General features: G+C 46.8%; 20 protein-coding genes and 1 riboswitch. Of the genes, 7 read left to right on the forward strand and 13 right to left on the reverse strand.

Translation table 11 applies throughout. The features are described 5' to 3' along the window. Positions 1-342: 342 nt before the first annotated feature. Positions 343-1794, reverse strand: a complete 1452-nt coding sequence (xylB, locus tag L4D79_RS08745) for a xylulokinase (protein WP_428650072.1) — start codon at positions 1792-1794, stop codon at positions 343-345. Between the two features lie 184 nt (positions 1795-1978). On the opposite strand from xylB, the gene L4D79_RS08750 reads away from it, so the two are divergent. After that, entirely contained in the window at positions 1979-3169 is a 1191-nt protein-coding gene (locus L4D79_RS08750) for a XylR family transcriptional regulator (protein WP_428650075.1), read from the forward strand. A gap of 196 nt (positions 3170-3365) precedes the next feature. Here the strand turns inward: L4D79_RS08750 and pflB are convergent, their stop codons facing one another. The 3 genes from pflB to L4D79_RS08765 form a co-directional block, all read right to left on the reverse strand. Continuing rightward, complete coding sequence (gene pflB / locus L4D79_RS08755; RefSeq protein WP_428650077.1) at positions 3366-5663, reverse strand: formate C-acetyltransferase; 2298 nt, start codon at positions 5661-5663, stop codon at positions 3366-3368. Between the two features lie 482 nt (positions 5664-6145). Continuing rightward, the gene (locus L4D79_RS08760; RefSeq protein WP_428650080.1) at positions 6146-6556 is read right to left on the reverse strand and encodes a DUF2799 domain-containing protein; all 411 of its coding nucleotides are present in this window, start codon (positions 6554-6556) and stop codon (positions 6146-6148) included. Positions 6557-6909: 353 nt separating this feature from the next. Beyond that, complete coding sequence (locus tag L4D79_RS08765; protein ID WP_428650083.1) at positions 6910-8010, reverse strand: alcohol dehydrogenase family protein; 1101 nt, start codon at positions 8008-8010, stop codon at positions 6910-6912. Between the two features lie 181 nt (positions 8011-8191). On the opposite strand from L4D79_RS08765, the gene L4D79_RS08770 reads away from it, so the two are divergent. The 4 genes from L4D79_RS08770 (at position 8192) to L4D79_RS08785 (ending at position 11676) form a co-directional block, all read left to right on the forward strand. After that, positions 8192-9085 (forward strand): LysR family transcriptional regulator, encoded by an 894-nt coding sequence (locus tag L4D79_RS08770; RefSeq protein ID WP_428650086.1) that lies wholly within the window; start codon positions 8192-8194, stop codon positions 9083-9085. Between the two features lie 72 nt (positions 9086-9157). Continuing rightward, positions 9158-10072 (forward strand): N-acetylmuramic acid 6-phosphate etherase, encoded by a 915-nt coding sequence (gene murQ / locus L4D79_RS08775; protein ID WP_428650088.1) that lies wholly within the window; start codon positions 9158-9160, stop codon positions 10070-10072. Positions 10073-10471: 399 nt separating this feature from the next. Then, on the forward strand, positions 10472-11023 hold the full coding sequence (locus tag L4D79_RS08780) for a porin family protein (protein WP_428650091.1): 552 nt from the start codon (positions 10472-10474) through the stop codon (positions 11021-11023). 173 nt (positions 11024-11196) lie between these two features. After that, complete coding sequence (locus tag L4D79_RS08785) at positions 11197-11676, forward strand: DoxX family protein (RefSeq protein ID WP_428650094.1); 480 nt, start codon at positions 11197-11199, stop codon at positions 11674-11676. A 14-nt stretch (positions 11677-11690) separates the two neighbouring features. Here the strand turns inward: L4D79_RS08785 and L4D79_RS08790 are convergent, their stop codons facing one another. The 3 genes from L4D79_RS08790 to L4D79_RS08800 form a co-directional block, all read right to left on the reverse strand. After that, positions 11691-12521, reverse strand: coding sequence for a hypothetical protein (locus L4D79_RS08790; protein ID WP_428650096.1), 831 nt, complete (start codon positions 12519-12521; stop codon positions 11691-11693). Positions 12522-12642: 121 nt separating this feature from the next. Next, the gene (locus L4D79_RS08795; protein WP_428650098.1) at positions 12643-13842 is read right to left on the reverse strand and encodes a hypothetical protein; all 1200 of its coding nucleotides are present in this window, start codon (positions 13840-13842) and stop codon (positions 12643-12645) included. 351 nt (positions 13843-14193) lie between these two features. Further along, complete coding sequence (locus tag L4D79_RS08800) at positions 14194-14394, reverse strand: antitoxin Xre/MbcA/ParS toxin-binding domain-containing protein (RefSeq protein WP_428650101.1); 201 nt, start codon at positions 14392-14394, stop codon at positions 14194-14196. 222 nt (positions 14395-14616) lie between these two features. Here L4D79_RS08800 and L4D79_RS08805 point away from each other — a divergent pair, with 222 nt between their 5' ends. Continuing rightward, on the forward strand, positions 14617-15963 hold the full coding sequence (locus L4D79_RS08805; RefSeq protein ID WP_428650104.1) for a magnesium transporter: 1347 nt from the start codon (positions 14617-14619) through the stop codon (positions 15961-15963). Positions 15964-16039: 76 nt separating this feature from the next. Here the strand turns inward: L4D79_RS08805 and L4D79_RS08810 are convergent, their stop codons facing one another. The 6 genes from L4D79_RS08810 to L4D79_RS08835 form a co-directional block, all read right to left on the reverse strand. Next, on the reverse strand, positions 16040-16612 hold the full coding sequence (locus tag L4D79_RS08810) for an HD domain-containing protein (RefSeq protein WP_428650107.1): 573 nt from the start codon (positions 16610-16612) through the stop codon (positions 16040-16042). Between the two features lie 172 nt (positions 16613-16784). After that, positions 16785-17849 carry a saccharopine dehydrogenase gene (locus L4D79_RS08815; RefSeq protein ID WP_428650110.1) on the reverse strand — a complete coding sequence of 355 codons (1065 nt, stop codon included), beginning with the start codon at positions 17847-17849 and terminating at the stop codon, positions 16785-16787. A gap of 42 nt (positions 17850-17891) precedes the next feature. Next, positions 17892-19388 (reverse strand): Na+/H+ antiporter NhaC family protein, encoded by a 1497-nt coding sequence (locus L4D79_RS08820; RefSeq protein ID WP_428650112.1) that lies wholly within the window; start codon positions 19386-19388, stop codon positions 17892-17894. Between the two features lie 138 nt (positions 19389-19526). Continuing rightward, positions 19527-19703: riboswitch (Lysine riboswitch) on the reverse strand. A gap of 423 nt (positions 19704-20126) precedes the next feature. Next, positions 20127-20336 (reverse strand): transcription antiterminator/RNA stability regulator CspE, encoded by a 210-nt coding sequence (cspE, locus tag L4D79_RS08825; RefSeq protein ID WP_107349178.1) that lies wholly within the window; start codon positions 20334-20336, stop codon positions 20127-20129. A 377-nt stretch (positions 20337-20713) separates the two neighbouring features. After that, positions 20714-21958 (reverse strand): NupC/NupG family nucleoside CNT transporter, encoded by a 1245-nt coding sequence (locus tag L4D79_RS08830; protein ID WP_428650115.1) that lies wholly within the window; start codon positions 21956-21958, stop codon positions 20714-20716. A gap of 94 nt (positions 21959-22052) precedes the next feature. Then, on the reverse strand, positions 22053-23264 hold the full coding sequence (locus tag L4D79_RS08835) for an adenosylhomocysteinase (RefSeq protein WP_428650118.1): 1212 nt from the start codon (positions 23262-23264) through the stop codon (positions 22053-22055). A 283-nt stretch (positions 23265-23547) separates the two neighbouring features. Here L4D79_RS08835 and L4D79_RS08840 point away from each other — a divergent pair, with 283 nt between their 5' ends. Beyond that, a complete protein-coding gene (locus L4D79_RS08840; protein ID WP_428650120.1) occupies positions 23548-24420 on the forward strand; it encodes a substrate binding domain-containing protein in 873 nt (290 codons plus the stop codon). Positions 24421-24429: the final 9 nt, after the last annotated feature.

Consider the following 24429-nt stretch of genomic DNA (forward strand, 5'->3'; position numbering starts at 1 on the left):
ACACCTAGCCTGAAAATCAAGCGACAGCCTACCAAGTTAACCTAGGTGACTGTCGCTATCTAACAATATGATTGTAAGTTTCCATATTGCTGCCTACCATGAACTGAAGGCAGGCTACCATTATGGTTTTGCTAAGGCATCAAAAAAGCTTATAAATCAAAGCACTAAAGCCCAGCACTTTGCATATTTTAAAGAGGCAAATTGGCATGTAGCGCCGTTGACAATAGTTCTTCTCTTTACATTGAAATAGGCAAACAGTGCATTGTTGACTAGCATACTGAAATACGCTGTATAAAATACAAAAACGCCATCATTGAATTCTGATGGCGTTTTTCATTCTGGTTAAAATAAATCTTTCAGCTTCTGATACAGAGCTTGGTATTTTTCTCGCTTAACGTTATATCTCTCGTGTTTTTCAGGATCCGGTTGATGTACCTGAACTAAATCAGGCACAGGACAGACCTCTGATAGTGTCGCCTGCTCAACCACACCAAGATGAGCAAGACGGGCCGCCCCTAAAGCCGGACCTACATCACCACCGGCCCTGTAGGTCAACGCTTTACCAAAAATATCGGCAAGTATCTGACGCCAGTAAGCACTCCGCGCACCGCCACCAATCAGCGATATTTCATCTGGAACAGTCTTCGTTGCATGCAAAGCATCTAAACCGTCAGCAAAAGCAAAACCCACACCTTCAAGAACGGCTTTACCCAGATCGGCACGCGTTGTGGTGTGTGTCATACCAAAGAATACGCCTTTTGCTGCAGGATCATTATGCGGCGTACGTTCACCCGATAAGTAGGGTAGGAAAATAATATCAGAAGCTTCAGAGGAGTCAGTAATCACTTCTTCAAGCAACGCCGGTACGTTTTCCGCTCCGGTTAATTCAGCGACCCAAGAGAGGCAGGACGCAGCGCTAAGGATCACCGACATGGAGTGCCAGGTCCCCGGCAGAGCATGACAAAAACTGTGTAAAGCAGATTCTGGATTCGCTAAAAAGCCGTCACTTACGGCAAAATACACACCGGATGTTCCAAGTGATAACATTGCCTGACCCGGTTGGGTGATACCAACGCCAATCGCACCTGCAGCATTATCCCCCGCACCTGCTACAACAGGTACACAAGGCAATCCCCATTCACGGGCAAGAGGTTTAGAAAGCGTTCCTGTTACATCACTGCCTTCGAACAACTCCGGCATCTGCTGACGAGTAAGCCCTGTTGCCGCCAGTAGCTCATCACTCCAATCTCGTCTGCCGACATCCAGCCACATAGTACCAGCAGAATCTGACACGTCAGATGCATAGTCCCCGGTTAAACGAAAACGCAAGTAGTCCTTAGGTAATAACACTTTAGAGATTTTAGCAAAACACTCTGGTTCATGTTTTTGTAGCCATCTCAGCTTGGGGGCGGTAAATCCCGGCATCATAATATTGCCGGTGATATGACGACTTTCAGGCACCATACATTCTAACTCTGCACATTCAGCAACACTACGACCATCATTCCAGAGGATAGCAGGACGAAGCACTTCTCCATGACTATCAACCAATGTGGCTCCGTGCATCTGCCCCGACAAACCAATAGCACGCACATTTGATAAGTCCACTTTTTCCCGCAAGGATGAAATCGCTTCACTGGTTGCGCACCACCAGTCTTCAGGGCTTTGCTCCGACCACATAGGAGTAGGGCGTGAGACGGTTAAAGCCACCGTCTCGGCACCGATGATATGCCCACCCTCATCCAACAAAACAACTTTGACACCCGATGTACCCAAATCGATACCGATAAACATCATGTATTCCTCAAAAACCACATTTCACTCGATGTCTTCCATGCTCGCGGACTTCTGCGATTAGAACAATTATGTTTTTTGTTACCGGATTTCTCTGATTTCACGACTGAGGTACCTGTCACAAAGTGACTCAATTTCGACTGCTAGTATCCGGTTTAAGTTTTTTTATTAGAACCCAGACTCCATGAATAAACGCTTCCGTATTACACTGCTTTTTAACGCCAACAAAGTCTACGATCGTCAAATCATTGAAGGTATCGGTGAATACCTTCAGGCCACGCAATGTGACTGGGATATTTTTCTGGAAGAGGACTTCCTCACCCGTCTCGATGATATTAAGGGCTGGGCGGGTGATGGGATCATCGCTGATTTTGATAACCCGGAAATTCAAAGCGTCTTATCCGAATTCAAGATTCCCACGATTGGTGTCGGTGGTTCCTACCAAAGTAGCGAAGATTATCCAAACGTTCCGTATGTAGCCACAGATAATCACAGTTTAGTGAAAATGGCATTTCACCACCTGCGTGATAAAGGACTTGAAAACTTTGCCTTCTATGGGCTACCTAATACCCCGTCAAAGCGCTGGGCTCATGAACGAGAAAAAGCCTTTAACCAGATAGTAAAAGACGAAGGCTATGACGGAGCTGTTTATCGTGGCAATGAAACAACACCACAGACATGGCAATACGATATGAACCGTCTTGCAGACTGGCTCCAGCGCTTGCCGACACCAACCGGAATTATCGCCGTCACCGATTCACGAGCTCGCCATTTACTTCAGGTATGTGACCACCTCAACCTGATGGTGCCCGATAAAATAGCAGTGATAGGCATTGATAATGAGGAACTAGCCCGCTACCTAACCCGTGTTTCACTTAGCTCTGTAGGGCAAGGGTGCAAATCGATGGGCTATCGTGCAGCCAAACTGCTTCATAATTTATTGACCGCCCCTCAATTCACGAACAGCAATAAGCAACCTAGAATCATTATCCCGCCAACACAAATTTATGAACGTCAAAGCACTGATTTTCAGGCATTAAAAGATCCATATGTCATTCAAGCTATGCACTATATTCGCCATAACGCCTGTAAAGGCATTAAAGTCGACCAAGTATTGAGTTTTGTTGGCATTTCTCGCTCAAACCTTGAATCTAGGTTTAAAGATGAGCGAGGGCACTCGATCCATCAGGAAATCCACAATGCCAAATTACATAGGTCTTGCCACCTGCTAGGGTCTACAGAATTACAGATTAACGAAATAGCCTCACTGTGTGGCTACCCATCATTACAATACATGTACACAGTATTTAAAAAGAACCTTAATCTAACACCAAAAGAGTTTCGCATCGCGAAGCAGCAAAGTAGAGCGCGATAGCCCCACTTGCTCTGCTAATTTTGAAATCCGATACGTGGTGAAGCCCTATGCAATGAAGTCGATTTCTGTCTTTGAAGAAAAAGATAAAAAAGGCCTGCGCGAAGGCAGGCCAAGCTTTGCTAACAAGTAGCTAGGTAGTCATAAATTACTTAACTCAAAGAGTTAATTATTATTTTTCGATAATGCTAATAAACATCTACAGTTTGTCGGTAAAGGTACGGGTGATCACATCCTGCTGCTGCTCTTTGGTCAGTGAGTTGAAGCGAACCGCATAACCCGATACCCGGATGGTTAGCTGCGGGTATTTCTCAGGATGCTCGACCGCGTCTAGCAACATGTCACGGTTCATCACGTTAACGTTCAGGTGCTGGCCACCTTCAACGCTAACCCCTTTCTCTGCGGCTTCGTGATGGAAATAGCCGTCCATCAGCGCAGCCAGATTTTGCTTCTGGGTATCGCTATCTTTACCTAGCGCATTTGGCACAATCGAGAAAGTATACGAGATCCCGTCTTTGGCAAAGGCAAATGGCAGCTTCGAGACCGATGTTAGCGAAGCGACCGCCCCTTTTTGATCCCGGCCATGCATTGGGTTCGCACCCGGGCCAAACGGCATACCGGCACGGCGGCCATCTGGGGTGTTACCGGTTTTCTTACCGTACACCACATTAGATGTGATGGTCAGGATAGACTGGGTTGGCGTCGCTTCACGGTACATACTCATCTTCTGGATTTTCTTCATGAAACGCTCAACCAGATCACAGGCTATATCATCGACTCGGGCATCGTTGTTACCAAACTTCGGATACTCGCCTTCAATGTCAAAATCGATCGCCAAGCCGTCTTCATCCCGGATTGGTTTCACCTTGGCAAACTTAATCGCCGCCAGTGAGTCGGCAACCACCGACAAGCCAGCAATACCACACGCCATTGTACGTTTAACATCTCGGTCCATCAGTGCCATCAACGACGCTTCATAGCTGTAGCGGTCATGCGAGTAATGGATGATATTCAGTGCAGTCACATATTGGGTTGCCAGCCAGTCGAGCATGGCATCAAAACGTGGCATCAAGGCATCGAAATCCAAGGTTTCATCAGCAATCGGCGACTGCTTCGGACCCACCTGAGCTTTTGATTTCTCATCAACACCGCCATTGATGGTGTACAACAGCGCTTTGGCCAAATTTGCTCGGGCGCCGAAGAACTGCATGTCTTTACCGACGATCTGCGGACTTACACAACAGGCGATGGCATAGTCATCGTTATTAAAATCAGGACGCATCAAGTCATCATTTTCATACTGCAGCGATGAGGTATCGATAGACACTTTAGCCGCGTACTTCTTGAATGCTTCAGGCAATTGCTCTGACCACAGCACCGTCATATTCGGCTCTGGTGCCGGCCCCATGTTGTATAGCGTATGCAGGTAGCGGAAAGTGGTTTTGCTGACCAATGTACGACCGTCAACACCCATTCCCGCCATGGCTTCAGTGGCCCAGATAGGGTCGCCAGAGAACAGTGAGTCGTAATCTGGGGTACGCAGGAAACGAACCATACGCAACTTCATAATGAAATGGTCGACCAGTTCTTGGGCTTGTGATTCAGTGATCACCCCGTTGGCCATGTCTCTCTCGATATAAACATCAAGGAAAGTAGAAGTACGGCCCAGCGACATCGCAGCACCGTTTTGCGATTTCACTGCGGCTAAGTAACCGAAGTAAGTGTACTGGATCGCTTCTTGTGCTGATGTGGCTGGCGTCGACATATCAATGCCGTATTTTAGCCCCATGATGCGGATATCTTCCAACGCCTGAATTTGATCAGCCAGCTCTTCACGCAGGCGAAGGGTCTTTTCGAGGTCTTGGCCTTGTTCCAAAAAGGCTTGGGTTGATTTAAGTTGCGCTTGCTTGTCAGCTTTTAGGAAATCAATGCCATAAAGGGCAATGCGGCGGTAGTCACCAATGATACGGCCGCGGCCATAGGCATCAGGAAGACCCGTAATGATACCGGATTTACGGCAGGCCAAGATGTCTTTGGTATAGAGGTCAAAACACGCTTTGTTGTGCGTTTTGCGGTATTCAGTGAAGGTTTTTTCCACCGCAGGGTCAAGCTGGCGGCCATAGACCTCACAGGAGATTTTGACCATGCGGATACCGCCGTTGGCAATAATGGCACGCTTAAGCGGCTTGTCGGTTTGTAAACCTACAATCGTTTCCTGATTTTTAATGATATAACCAGCGTCGTGGGAAATGATCGTTGATGGTAGGTCGGTATCAAAGTCAATCGGCGCATGGGTACGACTCTCTTCTTTGATCCCCTCTAGGACGGTATTCCAAAGCGCAGTGGTCGATTCTGTGGCATCGGCAAGAAATGACTCATCACCTTCATATGGCGTATAGTTGGTTTGGATGAAATCACGGGTGTTGACCTCGGTTTGCCAATCGCCAGCGGTAAAACCTTTCCATGCTTGAAGCATTTCAGTTGTTGGAATAGTCATAGTTAATACCTACCAATAATAATGTTCTGTAAGACTTTAATTGTTTAAAATCTGAAATAGAGACAAAGCAAAAGTTAGAAAGCTTTTGATGAATAAAGATCTGAACAAATACCTACATCAGGTATTATTAAGACGCTATTTATCAAATAACTTCACATACCATAAGATTCGGTTTATTCACTTCATCTTGATGATTGAATGGTAGGACAAATCGCAATATGACAAAAATGAATGCTTTTCATTTTTCACATGCACAAAACGCATAGATATATTTAAAACTAAATTAAATGAATACTTTCAATCAATTAAACCATTCCAGTTAAAGACTAACAAACTGCATTACACCCTGTTATTTTCTTAATTCCGCTTTAAACCCCACAAATGGCGACGGTAATATACAAAAAAGCCCTTAACAAACTTTAAAATGATGCGTTTGCTAAGGGCTTTTCAAACTAACCGTTTTTTCACATTATACCGTTCAACTAATAACCAAAGCCAAACCCATCAGATGAGCTCTCGCGCTCCATCTCTATCACAAAAGCATCATGGCCATAGTTATATTGCTGCCTGAATTCGCCACCATCAGGCATACCATCGCAAATACCGAAATAGTTTTGCCCTGATTTGCCCAACGCCCATGCCTTATCAATATCACAGAATTCGGCTCGGCCAATTTCATAACCTGTACTGTATTTTTGTTGTGCCGCCAATAGATCCCCATCGACCAACGAGGACAAATCCCTGACCCGGTGTCCTTTAAGTGCATCCTGCTCACCTAGCGATTGCCAGTCATTGGCTGCGACATAGCTGTCTACATAATTGGTACTGCACGCACTCAATGCCAGCACCATTGAAGCGCCCAATAAGGCACGCATCCGTTTTTTATTATTCATTGTCGTTCCCAAAAAAATACCCAAAATCAGCAATGGCTAATTATGGCACAGAGGGATTGCGGTTTGGCGATGAAAATGGTGGTTTAGCAGCGGCGAAGGTGAAATGCTGCTGGATAACACCAGCAGCAAAAGAAGGCAGGTTTTAAGCCAAAATAAATAGTGGCGCGATCATCGACAATGAAATTGCTGCAGAGAAGATAATCGCAAAAGTCATTTTAGAGCTCATTGTTCGTAACGTCCTTATGATGCGGGTGGTGTTCGCACCCAAAACAAAACTTTCAAATACATGTTATATCAACACGAAACACAAAGATACATTCCAAATGACACTTATTGTGACTTTTGTCAGAGCCCTACCCTTGCTCAGGTAACAGCACCAGTTTTCCGACAAACTTTTTGGCTAAGAAGTCCTCTTGAGCTTGATGGATTTGCGCCAGCGGATAAGTATTGGACACAACCGGTTTGATCTCACCGGTTTCGATATAGCGGACCAGATTTTCAAACACGTGGCGCGGTTGGTAGGTACAACCAAAGAAGCTGAGATCTTTAAGGTACAAGGTACGCACATCCAACTCAGTCAATGGGCCACCAATCGCACCGGCTACGGCGTACCGACCACCACGGCGTAATACTTCAAGCAACTCCGGCCATTGTTTTCCAGCCACCAAATCAATCACCACATCGACTGCCATCGTACCAAGTGATTCGATCAAGCTATCGCCCCGAGAAATCGTTCTATTAGCCCCAATTTCAAGCACTTGCTGATGCTTATCAGCACCACATACCGCAATAACGCCAGCACCACGGCGTTTGGCAAGCTGCACAGCAGCTGCCCCGACACCACCAGAAGCGCCAGTCACCAATACCACATCGCCAGCTTTGATATTCGCCCTATCAACCATATTCTCGGCGGTTGAAAAAGCACACGGAAACGAAGCCAGTTCAACATCGGTCATCGTGCTATTAATGGTAAACGCCTCACCAGCTCGTGTTTTGGTGTATTGGGCAAAGCCACCATCGTATTCAGAGCCAATAGTAATGCAGTGATATGGCTCATCACTGTGTGGATGCTGCTGCATGGCGCGTACCATCACTCTTTCACCAATACGAGACGGGTCAACCTGTGTGCCTACCGCCACAATATGGCCTGCGACATCAGCGCCTTGGATACGCGGAAAGGTTAGCGGGCTCCCTGACCAACTGGCGTCTTCGCCATTGATGCTGCCAAAACCCTCCGCGCCGCCAGCATTGGTATCTGCAGTCACTTGCTTGGAGTACCAACCGATGCGGGTATTAATATCGGTGTTATTCACCGCACATGCCCCCACCTTGATCAGTACCTCGTGCTCTGCCAACTCCGGTAGCGGCAAGTTGTTACGGAGTTCCAGTTTATCCAAGCCACCATGTCCGGTTAGTACAACGCCAGTCATCGTATTTGGCAATGAAGTTGCCATCACAATCTCTCCCACATCATTCAGAATACCTTCGCTTTGGTGACACAATATCGATCAACGTAAATTTAGCCAAACGAATAAATCTGACATGTAAATTTAGACATTCTAAATCTATAATGTATTTCAAGATCTCCGCCAACGATGGTATTGCCCACCTTGAAATGGCTATGAAGAGCAAGATATGGAAACACTTCTAGATTTAGACTTATTAAAAACATTCGTGGCTGTCGCAGAGACGGGGGAAATCAAACTTGCTGCCAAGAAGGTCTACCGCTCGAGCGGTGCCGTCAGTATGCAAATGAAGCGCCTGCAGGAATTGGCGGGATGTGAACTCTTGGTTCGCACCCACCGAGGCGTTGCGCTTACCGATGCCGGTAAGGTGCTGCTCAGTCGCAGCCAGCAAATGCTAGCCCTGAACAACAGCACCCTCGCTGCGCTGAGCGAAAAAGACATTTCAGGCCAGCTGACCTTCGGTATCCCCACCGACTATGCCGCCGATTTTACCCGCTATTTCATGCCGTTATTACAGGCAAAAATGCCAAATTTGGCGGCTAAAATCGTCTGTGATCGAAGCCGCCATCTTAGAAAGAAGCGCCAAGCCGGTACGGTTGATATCGCCATTGTCTCTGGCGAGCCCGGCATCAAAGATGGTATGCCTTTGTGGAACGAATCGATCAATTGGGTAAAGTCCCCCACATTGGCCCTTTACCCCGGCCAAGCTGTGCCTATCGCCCTATTTGACGGCGACTGCTTGATCCGTGACTTGGCACTAGCCACGCTTGAAAATGCCGATATCCGCTATGACATCGTCTTCACCAGCCCAGTGCTCGATAATATTGCCGAAGCGGTATACAACGGCCTTGCTGTGTCATTGTTGCCAGAATCACTATCCAAAAGCGGCCAAATTCAGCCATTTTTACCTTCGGAGCTGCACCACGATATCTTTACGCTTAACGAACGGCTGAACTTAAATTTGATCTATGCTCAAGGACAGCATGAGCACACAATTGAAATCGTATCAGCCTGCTTTATCCAAGCGCACCAGCAGTTACAGGCAAAATCCCCTAACCCCTAGCTCAAGGCGTTTCCCTAACACAAAAATTGGCCTTAACATAACGTATTGATACCCCATTAAACGGACCCCAGAATGAAAATTGATTTAACCAAAATGGTGACAGAAAGCCGCAACAGCGCCAGTGCCGAGATTGATACCCTCTCCACCATTGAGATGCTTAAAGTCATCAACCAAGAAGATCAGAAAGTCGCCCTTGCCGTCGAAGCGGTACTGCCTGATATTGCCCACGCTGTCGATGCCATTGCCGATGCCTTCCTGCAAGGTGGTAGATTGATCTACAGCGGTGCCGGTACTTCTGGTCGCTTGGGCATTCTGGATGCCAGTGAATGCCCGCCGACCTTTGGCAGCAAGCCAGAGCAAGTGGTTGGGCTTATCGCGGGTGGCCACCAAGCTATTCTCAAGGCGGTCGAAAACGCCGAAGATAACCGTGAAATGGGGGCTGGCGACCTACAAGGGTTAAACTTCAGCAGCAAAGACGTGTTAGTTGGCATAGCTGCCAGCGGTCGGACCCCCTACGTACTGGGGGCGATGGAGTATGCCAAGAGCGTTGGCGCAACTGTTGCCTGTATCAGCTGCAACCCACAAAGCCCGATGAGCCAGGCTGCCGATATTGCCATCACACCGGTTGTTGGCCCGGAAATCGTCACTGGATCATCACGCCTAAAAGCCGGCACCGCGCAGAAGCTGATCCTCAACATGCTCACCACCGGTGCTATGATCAAAACTGGTAAGGTGTATGGCAATTTAATGGTGGATGTCGAAGCGACTAACGCCAAGTTGGTCGAACGCCAGAAAAACATCGTCATGGCAGCGACAGACTGTAGCCGCGAGCAGGCCGTTGAAGCACTCGACGTCTGTGACGGCCACTGCAAGACAGCGATTGTGATGTTATTGGCTGGCGTACATGCCAAAGAAGCCGCGTCACTACTGAAAGAAAACCAAGGCTTTACCCGCAAAGCGATCAGTAACGGCAGCTGCGATAAATAAGTTTGGTGTAAAGCTCAGCTGAGGCAGAAATAAAAATGCCCAGCCGAGGCTGAGCGAAATTTGCGAGTGTCCAAATCAAGACACAATTAGCGAGTCAAATTCTAGCAAGTAGATACAGGTAAACATTGTATCTGCATCCATCATAGCCACAGCTTCCTTAACCAAAACTGGCACGACTACATTAATATTAGTTCATCTCTCACATTTGAGACTGGTCGGATGTTACCCCCACAATAACCTATTCAACTTCCCCATGGCTGATTGTTCCGCCCTATAAAAAACATATAGATACAATCAACCATCTGCTTCTGACAACAATGTATGGCTTTGTACCAAATCATTGAGCTCATTCTGTCCCATAGATAGAATCCCTCCCCACACAATAAAACAGCGTATTTTATGAAGCACCTGATCCCAGCTCTTTTTCTACTTTGCCCACTCAGCAGCTATGCGGCTAGCCAAACCATCACCCATGAGGTAGGGGTACGTTTCGGTGGAGGCGCGATGACTAACAACGACTACAGTGACAACGATGCCGGTTTTACCTTCGAGCTTGGCTATAACTATCACTTCAATCCGTACTTCTCGCTCGACACCGGATACTTTGCCAATAGTGGTGGACTAAGCTACCTGGGATCGTTTGGCCTGACCAAATCCGTTTCCAGCTATAGCGGAGGATTGCTGGGACTAAAAGCCGAATACCCGCTGACACGCTTTACCAATGTCTATGCACGCGGAGGTATCAACTATGCTGCCGTCGATATCGATTCCCGGATAAGTAAAAACAATTGGCATACCCGCACCGAACGTGGATTTTCACCTTATGTCGCCCTTGGCACTGAGCTCGCCCTTGGCCAGCACTTCGGTATCAGTGTTGAGTATCAACGTATCGAACTGCCACACAGCTTTAGTAGCAACCACTACTTGGTAGGGGTAAATTTCAAGTTTTAACAACGATATATCGCTTGCAGTTAAGACTTCACCCTATAGTTCATTCGAATTTTTTGAACGAAAAGCTCAACATAGCCTGATGTTGTTCTTGAGCGATGCTGCCTATTCTGTACCCAACAAAACAGGACAGTTATCCGACACCAAGATTTACCGACAGATTCGAGGACAGCATCATGAACACATTGCTCAACAAAACACTTTCGTCGCCAGCCAGTTTCGCCCCTCTTGCTCTGCGTGTACCAGCAGGGATCATTTTCATGGCACACGGTGCGCAAAAGCTTTTCGGCTGGTTTGGCGGCTACGGGCTAGAAGGTACGGGCAAATGGATGGCATCCATCGGTTTAGAACCCGGCTTTCTGATGGCACTGATGGCCGGTAGTGCGGAGTTCTTTGGTGGCTTGTTTATCCTGCTCGGACTTCTTACCCGCCCTACTGCTTTTGTTCTTGCTATAACCATGCTGGTTGCCATCGTCACCGTGCATTTAGACAAAGGGTTATTCATGTCAAATGGCGGTTATGAATTTGGCTTAGCGCTATTGGCTATTTCGGTATCACTACTGATTTCAGGCGCTGGTCACTTCAGCGCTGATGCCATGCTGCTGAAAAAATCGAATCCACGTTACAAAACCGGACCTGCCCGCCAAGGTATTTAATATCGTAATCGCTGTCAGCGAGCCTGAGAAACCAGATCCGCTAAGGGAACTGTAATGACGGCGATAATCGCGGGAACAGAAAGCGTGGTGCAATCATGATGGATCTGTGAAGGGTTAAGGATAGATACACACAGCTTACCCTTATTGGCGACAATAATGGCAGTCGTTTGATTTAGTCTTGATTCTTTTTCATCCTGTTTTTGGCTAAATGCATATGGTAAAACACAAGGGCTATACCAAGGGGAATAGCCCTGTAATTCTGTATTGTGTATATCACTGCTATAGGGCTCGGCATAAAAAACGATGAACTGCTCATAGTCCACGTCGACTTTAACCGTATACGCTGCCTGATCGTTGGGATTGCTTTCATTACCAAAGGACTTGCTGGAGGTATATTTCAAAGCCTGGCTATGAAGCAGCTCGTCATTTAGTTGATCAAGTGTTTTACTCCATGCGTAAGTTCCATCACTCTTGTCATAGCGAATAACAGCCTTGTCAATATCACACCGCTCTCTACTGACTGATCCAACGGGTAAGTTATATAACTTATCACCATAGTCCGAAGCAAAACTGTTATATTGAGAGGGATTGTAGTAAAGCTCACTGTCATAATTTGCCATCGCATCAAATACACTCCAAAGCTGATATGAGTCATGACCTAACGTCATAATCCCTTGAGATATTTTAACTTTGTTCGGGCTTATTGATATTATGTCAGACAGTTGGCTATGCCAGTACTCCAACCCTATTCTCTGAAAATCGTTTTCTTTTATACCCGCTCTAGCTGATGCGGAGCTAGGTAGCCACAGAGCCAATATAAAAATAACCAGCTTTGCTTTATCCATAGTTAGGCACCTTTTCAGAAGTAATTCATACAATTTTTCACTTCATATCGATATTCTAAAAAATAAAAAGGCTTCACAAAAGAAGCCTTTAATCATTCAGACATTATGGTGCACATCTATCCTACGAAAAAATAGCTGACATAGGAGATTGCAGAACACCCAGAACCTGAGGGTTACCCAAAGCAATCTTTGTGGTAATGGTGAAATTACCTTGATCGTTGAATTTCACCTCGGTAGTCGTGCCCCCCTTTCCTGACACACTGAAGAATGGCCAGATTCCCGCTTTCGCCGCCGCTTCAATTTCTGTGCGCTCAGAGGTGTCATAACTTGCATTGGAAGTCATGGTAATCGTTACACCGTCTGCCACAATGAGCGAAGAGGTAAGCCGCTGGAGGAAGCCCTCAGGACCAAAAGCTTTATCCCACGTGGTCGAACTTTGGTTATTCCAAACCGTATTATCTTTGGTGGTATAGGCCTTTGCTAGTGCAGCACTTTCATACCATGCTTTGAACTCTGCCAGTATTGGATCGTTCGGGTCATTAACGGCCAATGGCCCGGCTGTAAATGTCGTCACCTTTTGGAAATTGGCATCGATCTTTACACCGGCAGAAGTGGTTTTGGTGGTAAGCTTGTCATACTTACCACCACCACCAAATGAAAAGATATCAAAAAATACGGAGGTATTGCCACCCGCCCAAGTATGCTTAACATCGCTGCTCGTGGTTTGGGAATCAAGTGTAAAACTCTTCTGTGCCCCCCCAGCTAAAGCCGACTTTAATTGATCAGCCGTTTTATTCCAGGCATATTTTCCACCAGCTGATGCAAATTTATTAACAGCAATATTGATCGGGTTAATGTATGTATTTGTCAATCCAGTTACACAACCAGCTTTCCCCGGAGCATTTCTCATCGCCCATGAATTGAACAGATCTGAGACACCTTGAGCTGTCCACTCTTTGGGGTCATTGTTCTCAAAATAAGCACTCCACTTCCCATAATAATCTCCCATGCAATTCTGGAAGCTTGAATTAGATGCAGGAACCAGCGCCTCGAGGATCAAGTTATAAGCTGATGAAAAATTATTTGACTGGTTTGGGTTATAATAGTTGTTAACTGATTTTGGCGGTACGGCATTAAATACATTCCACATATCTTGGGATGTACTCATTAATGAATTAGGGCCTTGATATAGCTGGAATTGATTTGGGTCTAACCCTAAACCTGTCACCATGGCGTTATACCACTGTGCGGTTAGGGTATCCATTGCGGAGTTGACAGATGAACTTACACTTTTATCTAACGTCTCTGTTTCCTGTGACATAATATATCCCTCGTAAAAAGTGTCATGATATCAAGTTAAAACTCAAGCAATTTATAATTTTTAAACGACTTAATTAACAATTTAAATCACCTTTAACGAACACGTAAGTAATGCTATTTAACTGATAGAAAGCATATTACCTATGTATATTGAGTTACATAAGCTTATTTTCTATCATGCAACTTACTATGAGAAATATAACAAAAGAAAAAATATTATCTATTACACTCTATTACACTCTATTACAAGATATACAGTAATGATTTTACGGGATATTTATATCTTTCCTTATAAAGGCTGGCCTAAATCGCCCAGCCCTCCACGATTTAGGTCCATCCGTCAAAGCAAGCTCTAGACATGACCCGTTTCTTTCAAGTGCTTCAAAAGATCAGCCACTTGCCGTAATCCCTCCTCCGTACGGCATAAGTAAGCAGGGCTCACCAAACCAAGGGCGATATTTTCCGTCTGTAGCCAATCATCGGCTTTTTCCCGGTCACCAAAATACGCCAACGCATCATCGTAGAGCGCTTCGGGGATCTGTTGTTTATCCATTCACCTTCTCCTTGCCGGTACTACTTATCCTCTCAATATTAACCTAGCCTGATTTCATAACAGCGACAGTTAGCGATATCACAATTGACCGACAAAAGTGAAAACCATACTCTATACCCACTTTGCTTGGGTATAGATCCCAGTCATCCCATTAAGATAAAAAACAAAAACAACAAGCCCAACCTTTAGCTGGCTGCTTGCGTTTGCAACAAGGAAACCTGCATGAGCAACACCGTTGATTTAAGCCTGCTCATTGAGCGTATCTCTGCCGCAGATACCGACGAACAGCGTCAAATTTTCAATGAACCCGAGATCCAACAACTCGAAGCGGGTGCCCTCGCCACCTTGTTCGAAGCCCTGCCGCTCGATGAGCGTATGGAGCTGTGGCGTCAGCTTCCGCTCAACGATCACGTCGATGTCCTTACTGCGATGCGCGGCGATACCCGAGAGTGGGTAATCCAGTCATTGAGTGACGCCGAATTGGATTTGGTCCTCGGTAAACTCGATAACCTGTCATTGATTGAATGGGCCGACTCGCTGCCCGAAGACATCATTGAACGGGCAATTGAAAAGCTCAGCAAAGAAGACATCGAGCTGTTTGATCGCGCCAACCAATACGATGACGATCAGATAGGCCGTTATGCCAATCCCAAGGTGCTTTCACTGCCACAGGGGATCTCGGCAAAGCGTGCCAAGGTGCTGCTGGAGCGCTATGGCTACCAATACCCCGCGTCGATTTATGTAGTCACCCGCGATACCAAGTTTGTCGGTACCGTCAATTACCAACAGTTGGTAGAGGCCGAGCCACTAACCAAGCTGAGCAGTCTGGCCGATACCGATACGCTGGTCTTGGAAGATGATGCTTCGCTCACCGAAGCCGTTGAGGCCATGGAGCATAGCCAGCAGTTCCGCCTGCCAATTGTTGACGAGAACTTCGCACTCATCGGCGAGATTGATACCCACTTAGCCTTGGAATTGATGCGGGAGAACTACGAAAGTACCTTGATGGCCAATGCCGGTATGAGTGAAGAGGATGACTTGTTCGCCCCTATCACCAAAAGTGCCAAAAAGCGCGCGGTCTGGCTAGGCATCAACCTTATCACCGCTGTACTGGCTTCAATGACTATTAGTCTATTCGAAGATGTGATTGCCCAGGTCGTTGCCCTTGCGATTCTGATGCCGATTGTCGCCTCGATGGGGGGAATTGCAGGCAGCCAGACCCTCACCCTGATGATCCGGGGTATGGCGTTGAATCAGGTCACCGCGGGTAACCGCCGCTCACTGCTCCGCAATGAGCTGGGGATAGGTTTTCTCAACGGCGTACTATGGGCAGTATTAATCGGCCTCATGGCAGGCTTGTGGTTCCAATCACCGATTATTGGCGTCATCATTTCGGTCGGTATTGTGGTCAATATCATTACTGCCGCCCTGTTCGGAGTGCTGATCCCGGTGGTGCTCGACAAACTCAAACTCGACCCGGCACTGGCAGGTTCGGTGATCCTCACCACGGTGACCGATGTGGTCGGTTTCTTTGCCTTCCTCGGAACGGCTAAGCTGTTACTTATTTAAGACGCTTCTGTACACCGAGTACCTCAACGACCTCAACTCTGAGGTACTCGGTTAGACTGAATTATTCACGTTTGCCTTACCCCTGACTCTCCATATTACTGCTAGTATCTTCATCAACAATGGCACGTATCGCCACCAGTAATGGATGCTGATCGGTATATTTCTTGCCGTAGTGAAGGTTAAACGCGTAATCAAAATCATCAGGGTTCAAGCCTTGATTATGCTGGATCAGGGTTTCCAGTTTATCCAACCCCTTGGCAACTTTGGCCTCCGGCGTCTGGGCCTGCTCATACTCATCCCATAGCGTCAGGATATGTTGCTGCATCGAATCGCTAAGCGGAGCAATCAAGGTCTGCAAGTCCAAACGCTCCTGATGGGATTTATCAATATTCGGATCTTGGTCAACAGCCGCAATATCGCCAGAAATAGCTTCACCCAAATCATGGATCACGCACATCTGCATCAGCTTAGCATGGTCAATTTCAGGCATGGCCTGCTCGAACAACATAGCCATTAAACATAGCCGCCACGTATGCTCTGCGGTGCTTTCTTTTCGGCCTTGGGTGGTATGGGCACTCCTCAGTGTGTCCTTCAATTGTTCGGCCTGGCGCAGGAAGTCCAAAATACCGTTTATCTCTTCAAGCTGCATAATATCCCCATGACTACATTTCTATCTACTGTATTCACCTAGCAATCAAACAATTAGAACTCCACACCCAAATGAGATCAAGGTGCTTGGTATATAGCTAAGCAAAAAAAATCCGAGTGTACTTCTACACTCGGATACATTACCTAGCCAATGATTGTTATTCTTGAAAAGGTTACTTGATGCTACTAAGCGCCGATGCGTAGAAGTCACGCGCCCGTGCCCACACACCGTTTGGATCATCACCATTGCAAAGCGTCAGCAAATGCGGCAAAAGCTGCCCAGCGAAATCTTCGCTGCTTTCTTTCGGTAGTACGGTCGGCAGATGGTCAACCGCCTGGACATACACACCGCCGACATCCGACTCAATGATCGGCTTAGACAGTTTTGTGCTCTGGTTATAGATACGAATTGGGTTATCCGGGTTGTTCGGATCGCAGCTGACATCACTGATCATGCTTAGGCGTGGATTCTCACCTAGGCTTTCCTTTGTAATGAAAGGAGGCGTACCTTCAGCCAAGTAGGCACAGTTAACCAAGATATCGTAATCATTGATGGCAGTGAATGGACCACCCGCTTTAGTTTCCTCGATATCCCAGCCGTCAGCATCGATATCCAACTCAGCAAATAAATCCAATGCGCCACGACCACAACGACCAAACTGACCAATAACCAACACCTTCGGCTTTTCGGACAAGGTCGCAACCTGCTCACCCAATACTGCTAGGTAATGATCGCGATCCGGGTAGCTGCTCACCGCACCGAACACATCTTTACACTGTAAATGATGGATATAACCCGATAAACCAATCGCCGCACCGACATAACCCGCCCAGTATCCGAAGGCACAAACACGCTTGCCCAGTTCATCTTGCAGGAACTCCAAGTCAAGGATCTGGCCGCCGCCAGCATTGTAACGCGACAGGATCTGTACCGCTTCATCCTGCCCCTTGAAGGCATGGGCAAAATAAATGTGCTGATGCTTGAGTGGAAAATCGGCTTCGGCCAATTCTTTCAAGCCAAGGATATAGGCGTGTTCCGGTGCTTCGGTCCAACTATGCCCGTCAGCCAGTTCACAACCGACATCCACATAAGCTTGGTCGGGAAAAATACGTGTGCTGCTACGCTCCACAATTACTTGTGCGCCAGCATCAATCAGTGATTTGGCCCCTGTTGGTGTCAGTGCCGTTCTGTGTTCACCAACTTTTACTTCATCTCTTAGCCAAAATAGTGTGTTCATCATCAATCCTTTATAAACAGACGCTTTCTAAGCAATCGCTTCTTAAGCGGTAATAGGGCTTACTGAAGCCTGACGGCGCACCATCAAAACAATCAAAGCAATTTGCAGTAATGCCGCCAACAAAATGGTATACGGGCTACGGGTGATCTCGGCGACCATAAAACCAATACTGGCAGTCACACCAGTCAAAATGGCATACGGGAACTGGGTACGGACATGGGATACATGATCACACCCGGTAGACATCGAACTTAAAATCGTTGTATCTGAAATCGGTGAAGAATGATCCCCCAGCATGCCGCCACTCAAAGCTGCGCCAATACAAATCAGCGGGTCAGCCCCCAGAGCGCTGGCAACCGGTACAGCAATGGGGATCAAGATAGCAAAGGTGCCCCACGACGATCCCGTCGCCACCGAGATAAAACTGCCGATAATAAAAATCATTGCTGGCAGCAAGAATACCGGCAGACGGTCATTCATTACCTGGCTGATATAATCCCCAGTCCCCAGAGACTTACAGATATCACCCAAGGTCCATGCCAGTAGCAAGATAATCAAAATTAGCATGATCCGCTGCATTCCCGACACAAAAGTGTTGAAGGCTGTCGAAGCGGTCATAGTTTTGGTATAGGCGTAGTAGGCAATCGCTGTTACCGAGGCAATCAGATAGCTGGTTCCCAATGATGTGCGGATCACAGGTCCATTGATTGTGCCGTGCAGGTGGTAATTGTAGGTAAACAAGGCAATCAGCGAGCCAAACAGCACAGCCAGTGGTAGGACTATCAGTGAAATACGACCAGATTTAACCGGCTGCTCTTGGCCTGACGATGGCACACTCACCTCCGTCTGCTGGCGGGCTTGTTGCTCTGCTTCAGCCATCGGGCCCCAATCTTTTTTCAACATCGCATAAACAGGGACACTGAAAAGCGCCAGCAATGCATAGAGCTGATAGGGGATCACCTGCAAGAACGTCGTGAAACCATCGACTTGCTGGCCCATATTATCGAAAGCGTTTTCAATCAACCCTTGCGAATAGACCCCCCAGCTGATGATAGGGATCAGCACACAAACCGGTGACGAGGTCGAGTCGATAATGAACGCCAGTTTTTCTTTGCTCAATTTGAGCTTCTGATAGATTGGCGAGAACATCGGGCCAAGGATAAGCGAATTGCCCGAGTCGGTGAAAAAGATCCCAATCCCGGTCGCCCATGTCGCCAACTGGGCTTTGATCGGGGATGACACATAACGGGTGGCCATGGTCGAGAACGCTGCCATACCACCACTTTGCTCGACCAGATAGATAAAGCCTGAAATGATGGTAATAACAATAATGATCTGGGCGTTGCTACCTGAGGCGAGCTGGGTAAACGGCCCATCAGACAGGAACATCAGCGCAGTATCAACGGGATGGCCCTTAGTTAAAATCAGCATACCGCTGATCACTGCCACTCCCAGCGCCAAAACAACATGCCGAGTGGTAAAGGCGAGTATCAATGCCAGCACCGCGGGTACGATGGACAACAATCCGTAATCAGCCATTCGTAGACTTCTCCTGAAAAAACAACATCAAGGTACTTTTATACCCAGTGAATTTAGTATCGAGGAGGGGTGTATAGAAACACGGGCAGACAAAGGCTGTACGAAATCGGTAGGTGAACTTACCTGTTCGATGACAAAAATTGCTGTAGCTCCCCACCCAAACAAGGTCTGGATGACAGTGCTGTTCCTATTAAGAACAACCCCAGCAGCACGGCTGACAACCGATACTACTTCGGCATTGGCTCCTTTCATTTAGCTTCTCTGGCTGTCGGCCTTCACTAAACTACTGTTAGGCAATGCGCCTCTACTAACTAGCGAGACTGAATAACTTCTCGCGCTACAATGAATAAAACACAATTTTCGCCAAACCAAACAGAATTGACCACAAACCGTGAGCAAGATCACACAAACAATTCTTTAAAACATTAATTTAACATCACTAAACACTATAAAAGCACACCATTGAAGGTTAAATCACCATAACGATCGACTTCCGGCCGCTCTGATAGTTTGATATGAATACATACCGAGAACCATGACATGGCTGTTAAGATTAGTTTGAACAAATAAGCAGCTAGAGATGTTATCGCAATAGTTTTGGTTGCATATTTACGCAACTAAAGGAAAACAGGGAATAGGTAAAGAAAAGGAGAAGGAGAAGGAGAAATGCGGATCAGATATGACAGATATAAAAAATGCCGGCCTAAGCCAGCATTTTATCACAAAGTAAGTTTCGACTTACAGAGCTACAACGTTTGCAGCTTGTGGGCCTTTTTGACCTTGTTCTACGTCAAAAGAAACCTTTTGACCTTCAGCAAGAGTCTTGAAGCCTTCAGAAGCGATAGCGCGGAAGTGTACGAATACATCAGCACCGCCGTTTTCTTGAGTGATGAAACCGAAACCTTTCTCTTCGTTGAACCACTTAACGATACCAGTTGACTTAGACATAGACTGCCCCTTATAAATTCATTAATAAACTAATCGCATTATGCGATATGATAGGTTAGTGAATTATTTAATGTTACGTTCAATCTAAGGGAAACAGTGAGATACAGTACGATAACGTAAAAGTAGCTAAAGGTTTAACTTGTACTTGATGTTGCATTGAATAACTCTTTGTTCTAAAGAACGAGACGAATATTAACAGCTGAGCGCTTTATGTACAGCATTATTTTTAAAAAAATCAAAAAAAAATCAAAATCAGTAAGATCTCCGCTCATAAACCCAGTGTAAACCCGCCATAACCACTGAGATCCCCCTATATAAAGTAGCCAAGCAACATAAATTTACTCGGCTATCCGTATGCAACGACAGAAAAGAGGAACCTAAAACGAGAAAAAGAAGCCCGCAATCGTCGCACTCATAAGGTTTGACATGGTGGCGGCAAAAATCGCCGACATACATAGCGTCGAAATTTCATGACGACGCTTAGGTGCCATCGTACCTAATCCCCCCAGCAGCATTGCCGCGGCGGCAAAGTTCGCAAAGCCACACAATGCAAACGTGATTATGGCGGTACTACGAGTCGATAGCTCAGTCACTGCTAGGTACTCAGTGAAATTCACATAAGCGACAAACTCATTAAGCACCAACTTCTGGCCTATAAACGATGCCGATACCATTGCCTCGTCAAATGGGATACCAATAATCACCGCGACCGGATAGAACAAATAGCCAAGCAAGTACTCCAGCGACAATTCAGGCAAGCCGATATAGCTACCCACACCGCCAAGCATGCCGTTGACCAAGGCAATCAAGCCAATAAACGCAAGTAGCATAGCACCGACATTCAATGCCAGCATGAGTCCGCTGGATGCCCCTGCAGCGGCAGCATCAATGACATTGGCCGGTTTTTCTATTGATACATCTTCTTCAACCGTTTCACTACTTCGCTCCTCGGTTTCTGGCACCAATATTTTGGCGAACAACAAACCACCCGGCGCCGCCATGAATGACGCAGCAATCAGGTATTGCATATCAACCCCCATTGCCGCGAAGCCACCTAATACCGTGCCAGCAATCGAGGCTAAACCACCACACATCACTGCGAACAGTTCAGAACGGCTCAGGCGATTAATATAGGGGGCAATGACCAACGGCGCTTCGGTTTGGCCAACAAAAATATTGGCCGTCGCAGACATCGATTCATTTTTACTGGTACCCAGCAGCTTTTGTAGTGCGCCACCTAGGATCCGAATAAATAGCTGCATGATACCGAGGTAATACAGCACCGAGACCAATGCTGAGAAAAACACGATGACCGGTAGTACCCGAATGGCAAATATAAAGCCGCCCCCACCAAAGAGCTCAAACATCTTGTCACTAACCAGCCCACCAAACAGGAATTCAATCCCCGCGTGGGAAAAGCCCAATACCGAACTCACCCCGCTCGATACCACTTCAAGCAAGTCTTTACCGATAGGGATAAACAAGACAAAGGCACCAATGATGAACTGGATGGCAAAGGCCCCCAGCACCGTTCGTTTATTGATGGCTTGGCGATTTTTAGAAAAAATAACTGCGATAGCAAGCAATGCTACCATTCCCATTAAGCTAGTCAGAGCGTCCATGTTTGGCGGCCTTATATAGGGTGGATAGGTGTACAACCTACCTACTCGACATATACAAATACCCCGGACACAATAAGCCCGGGGCGGTTAGAAATTAGTGGTTAATCCAGTGCTTTACGGCGAGTTCGGCAACTTGCATTTCGATATCGAAAGGAACCGGCTGAGGGATGTTTTGCAGCGAATTCCGATTGAGGGCGATGCGTTCCAAGCTCAGCGATTGCAGCGCCAAGCCGAGATCCATAATCTCGATGGGGTTACCGTCACCGGCGGATAAATTGACAAGGTTGGCATCTGACAGCACGAACAACTGTTTGTTCTCAAGCTGGTACGCCGTGACATGAGGACGGATCTTATCTTGGCTTTGACTGATGGCGGCCAACTCAGGAAGATTGATTTCACGCTGGAAATGACCCGCATTAGCAATGATGGTGTTATCACGCATCACTTCAAAGTGCTCTTTGCGCAGTACATTATCACGACCAGTGATCGTCACCACCATATCGGCATCAGGCAATGCATCTTCCAGTTTGGCGGTATAAAACCCTTCCATGTGCGCTTCAAGCAGTGTTAGCGGATTCGATTCAACAACAGTGACATGGGCACCCATACCGCGTAAGCGCTGGGCAGTGCCCGAGCCACAGTAACCATAACCAATCACCACCACTTTCTTGCCGTGCAGCATCACATTGGTGGCACGCATAATGCCATCAACAACTGATGAGCCAACACCAAAGCGGTTCTCGATAATACGCTTGGCTTGGGTATCATTGATGATCAGGGTACTGAACTTATCGGCATGGAAATCTTCACGCAGACGGTTCGCCCCGGTCGTCGTTTCTTCCGTTGCGCCAAGCAGTGAGGATTGAAAATGAGAAAACTCAGACTCAGTGAAAATCAACTCATGCAAATCTGCTCCGTTGTCAGCAATAATATCGGGCTGATGCGATAGCACCTTGCGGCAGTAGTTGATGTGATCATCAAAACTTTCATCACGACGGGAATACACGCTCACCCCGTAGTCTTCAACAAGGGCTGCTGCGGTTTCATCTTGGGTTGAACCTGGAGAGCCGGTGATCACCACTTTCGCACCGCCTTTGGTCAATGCTTCCAGCCATACACCTGTTTTCGCTTCGACGTGCAAGCAAATACCAATCGTCAATCCGGCAAATGGCTTTTCTTGCTCGAAACGCTCGATAATACTGCGCATGATCGGCATGTGGTTTCGTGCCCAGTCAACACGGCGTCGACCAAGCGACGCAAGAGAAAGATCGGCAACGTCGTGTTCAGGGTAGGTATTTTGTTCCATAGGAGCCTCTGTTGTGAGAACGTTTTGTGACCCACAAATCTTCCCTGAAATGTCATATAAACTTAATCAACTTATCAAGAACTGATAGTTTCCCCTGGGTGCAAAATAATGTGATATTTCACATAACTGTCATCAAAACACTGAAAAAACTCCTGCCTAAGCAACTTATTCGTTATACAGAAACTATAAGTTTCCGTAATGGAAACATTAACGAAACAGCGATCACCAAAAAGCAAACGTTTCCCTTTTAAACTACACAGTAAGGAATTAACGGGTGAAAACCATGAACCTGAATTTATTGGCCACCTTCTATACCGTGGTCATGAACAACTCGTTTTCTGTCGCTGCCGACAAGCTTTGCTTATCAAAATCAGTTATCAGCAAGCACGTTAAGCAGCTTGAGCAAGAATTACGTTGCTCGTTGATCCAACGCACCACCCGGCAGATCAACCTAACGGAGGAAGGGCAATTTCTCTATGAACGCTGTGCGGAGATCTTCGACAGCGTGGATAAATGCTACGACTTCATCGACGAGCGAAAAGACATTGTCAGGGGCAAGCTGAGGGTAAAAATGCCAGCAGTATTGGAGTTCGATGACTTTATCACCGACACCTTTGCCCAATTACTATCAACCTATCCTGAGCTCGAACTCGATATTATTTTCGACAACCAGATAGGCGATCTGATCCATGAGCAGGTTGATCTGGTACTAAAGATTGGCGCACTGGAAGACAGCTCGTATAAATGCAAAAAAATCAAAAAGATCGGGACATATGTTGTCGCGTCGCCGGAGTATCTTGACGCTCATGGCATCCCAGAAAAGCCATCAGATTTAATCGGCCACAAATGCATGAACTACACCCACTGCCTTACCAAAGATAAGTGGATGTTCATCGACGGTGGCAAAGAAATGAAAATCGAAATATCGCCATTCCTGCAACTTGAGAGTGAATCACTCCTTACCCGCTATGCGCTAAAAGGAATGGGGATCACGACCACATTAGATTTTATTACTGAATCATATATTCAGTCGGGCGAGCTGGTCAGCTTGCTGAATGATTTTACTTGGCAAACCGAACTGTATGCCGTGTATCCCAACAATGCCGTCATACCACTGAAAACCCGAAAGCTCATCGATTTACTCGCAAGCACATAATAGGCCTAA

The sequence above is a fragment of the Photobacterium satsumensis genome (assembly GCF_050336935.1).
GTDB classification, from domain to species: Bacteria; Pseudomonadota; Gammaproteobacteria; order Enterobacterales; family Vibrionaceae; genus Photobacterium; species Photobacterium satsumensis.

Excerpts from the sequence above, each read along its gene's own strand:
- xylB (WP_428650072.1), bottom strand. The coding sequence starts at position 1,794 with ATGTTTATCGGTATCGATTTGGGTACATCGGGTGTCAAAGTTGTTTTG.
- L4D79_RS08750 (WP_428650075.1), top strand. The coding sequence starts at position 1,979 with ATGAATAAACGCTTCCGTATTACACTGCTTTTTAACGCCAACAAAGTC.
- pflB (WP_428650077.1), bottom strand. The coding sequence starts at position 5,663 with ATGACTATTCCAACAACTGAAATGCTTCAAGCATGGAAAGGTTTTACC.
- L4D79_RS08760 (WP_428650080.1), bottom strand. The coding sequence starts at position 6,556 with ATGAATAATAAAAAACGGATGCGTGCCTTATTGGGCGCTTCAATGGTG.
- L4D79_RS08765 (WP_428650083.1), bottom strand. The coding sequence starts at position 8,010 with ATGGCAACTTCATTGCCAAATACGATGACTGGCGTTGTACTAACCGGA.
- L4D79_RS08770 (WP_428650086.1), top strand. The coding sequence starts at position 8,192 with ATGGAAACACTTCTAGATTTAGACTTATTAAAAACATTCGTGGCTGTC.
- murQ (WP_428650088.1), top strand. The coding sequence starts at position 9,158 with ATGAAAATTGATTTAACCAAAATGGTGACAGAAAGCCGCAACAGCGCC.
- L4D79_RS08780 (WP_428650091.1), top strand. The coding sequence starts at position 10,472 with ATGAAGCACCTGATCCCAGCTCTTTTTCTACTTTGCCCACTCAGCAGC.
- L4D79_RS08785 (WP_428650094.1), top strand. The coding sequence starts at position 11,197 with ATGAACACATTGCTCAACAAAACACTTTCGTCGCCAGCCAGTTTCGCC.
- L4D79_RS08790 (WP_428650096.1), bottom strand. The coding sequence starts at position 12,521 with ATGGATAAAGCAAAGCTGGTTATTTTTATATTGGCTCTGTGGCTACCT.
- L4D79_RS08795 (WP_428650098.1), bottom strand. The coding sequence starts at position 13,842 with ATGTCACAGGAAACAGAGACGTTAGATAAAAGTGTAAGTTCATCTGTC.
- L4D79_RS08800 (WP_428650101.1), bottom strand. The coding sequence starts at position 14,394 with ATGGATAAACAACAGATCCCCGAAGCGCTCTACGATGATGCGTTGGCG.
- L4D79_RS08805 (WP_428650104.1), top strand. The coding sequence starts at position 14,617 with ATGAGCAACACCGTTGATTTAAGCCTGCTCATTGAGCGTATCTCTGCC.
- L4D79_RS08810 (WP_428650107.1), bottom strand. The coding sequence starts at position 16,612 with ATGCAGCTTGAAGAGATAAACGGTATTTTGGACTTCCTGCGCCAGGCC.
- L4D79_RS08815 (WP_428650110.1), bottom strand. The coding sequence starts at position 17,849 with ATGAACACACTATTTTGGCTAAGAGATGAAGTAAAAGTTGGTGAACAC.
- L4D79_RS08820 (WP_428650112.1), bottom strand. The coding sequence starts at position 19,388 with ATGGCTGATTACGGATTGTTGTCCATCGTACCCGCGGTGCTGGCATTG.
- cspE (WP_107349178.1), bottom strand. The coding sequence starts at position 20,336 with ATGTCTAAGTCAACTGGTATCGTTAAGTGGTTCAACGAAGAGAAAGGT.
- L4D79_RS08830 (WP_428650115.1), bottom strand. The coding sequence starts at position 21,958 with ATGGACGCTCTGACTAGCTTAATGGGAATGGTAGCATTGCTTGCTATC.
- L4D79_RS08835 (WP_428650118.1), bottom strand. The coding sequence starts at position 23,264 with ATGGAACAAAATACCTACCCTGAACACGACGTTGCCGATCTTTCTCTT.
- L4D79_RS08840 (WP_428650120.1), top strand. The coding sequence starts at position 23,548 with ATGAACCTGAATTTATTGGCCACCTTCTATACCGTGGTCATGAACAAC.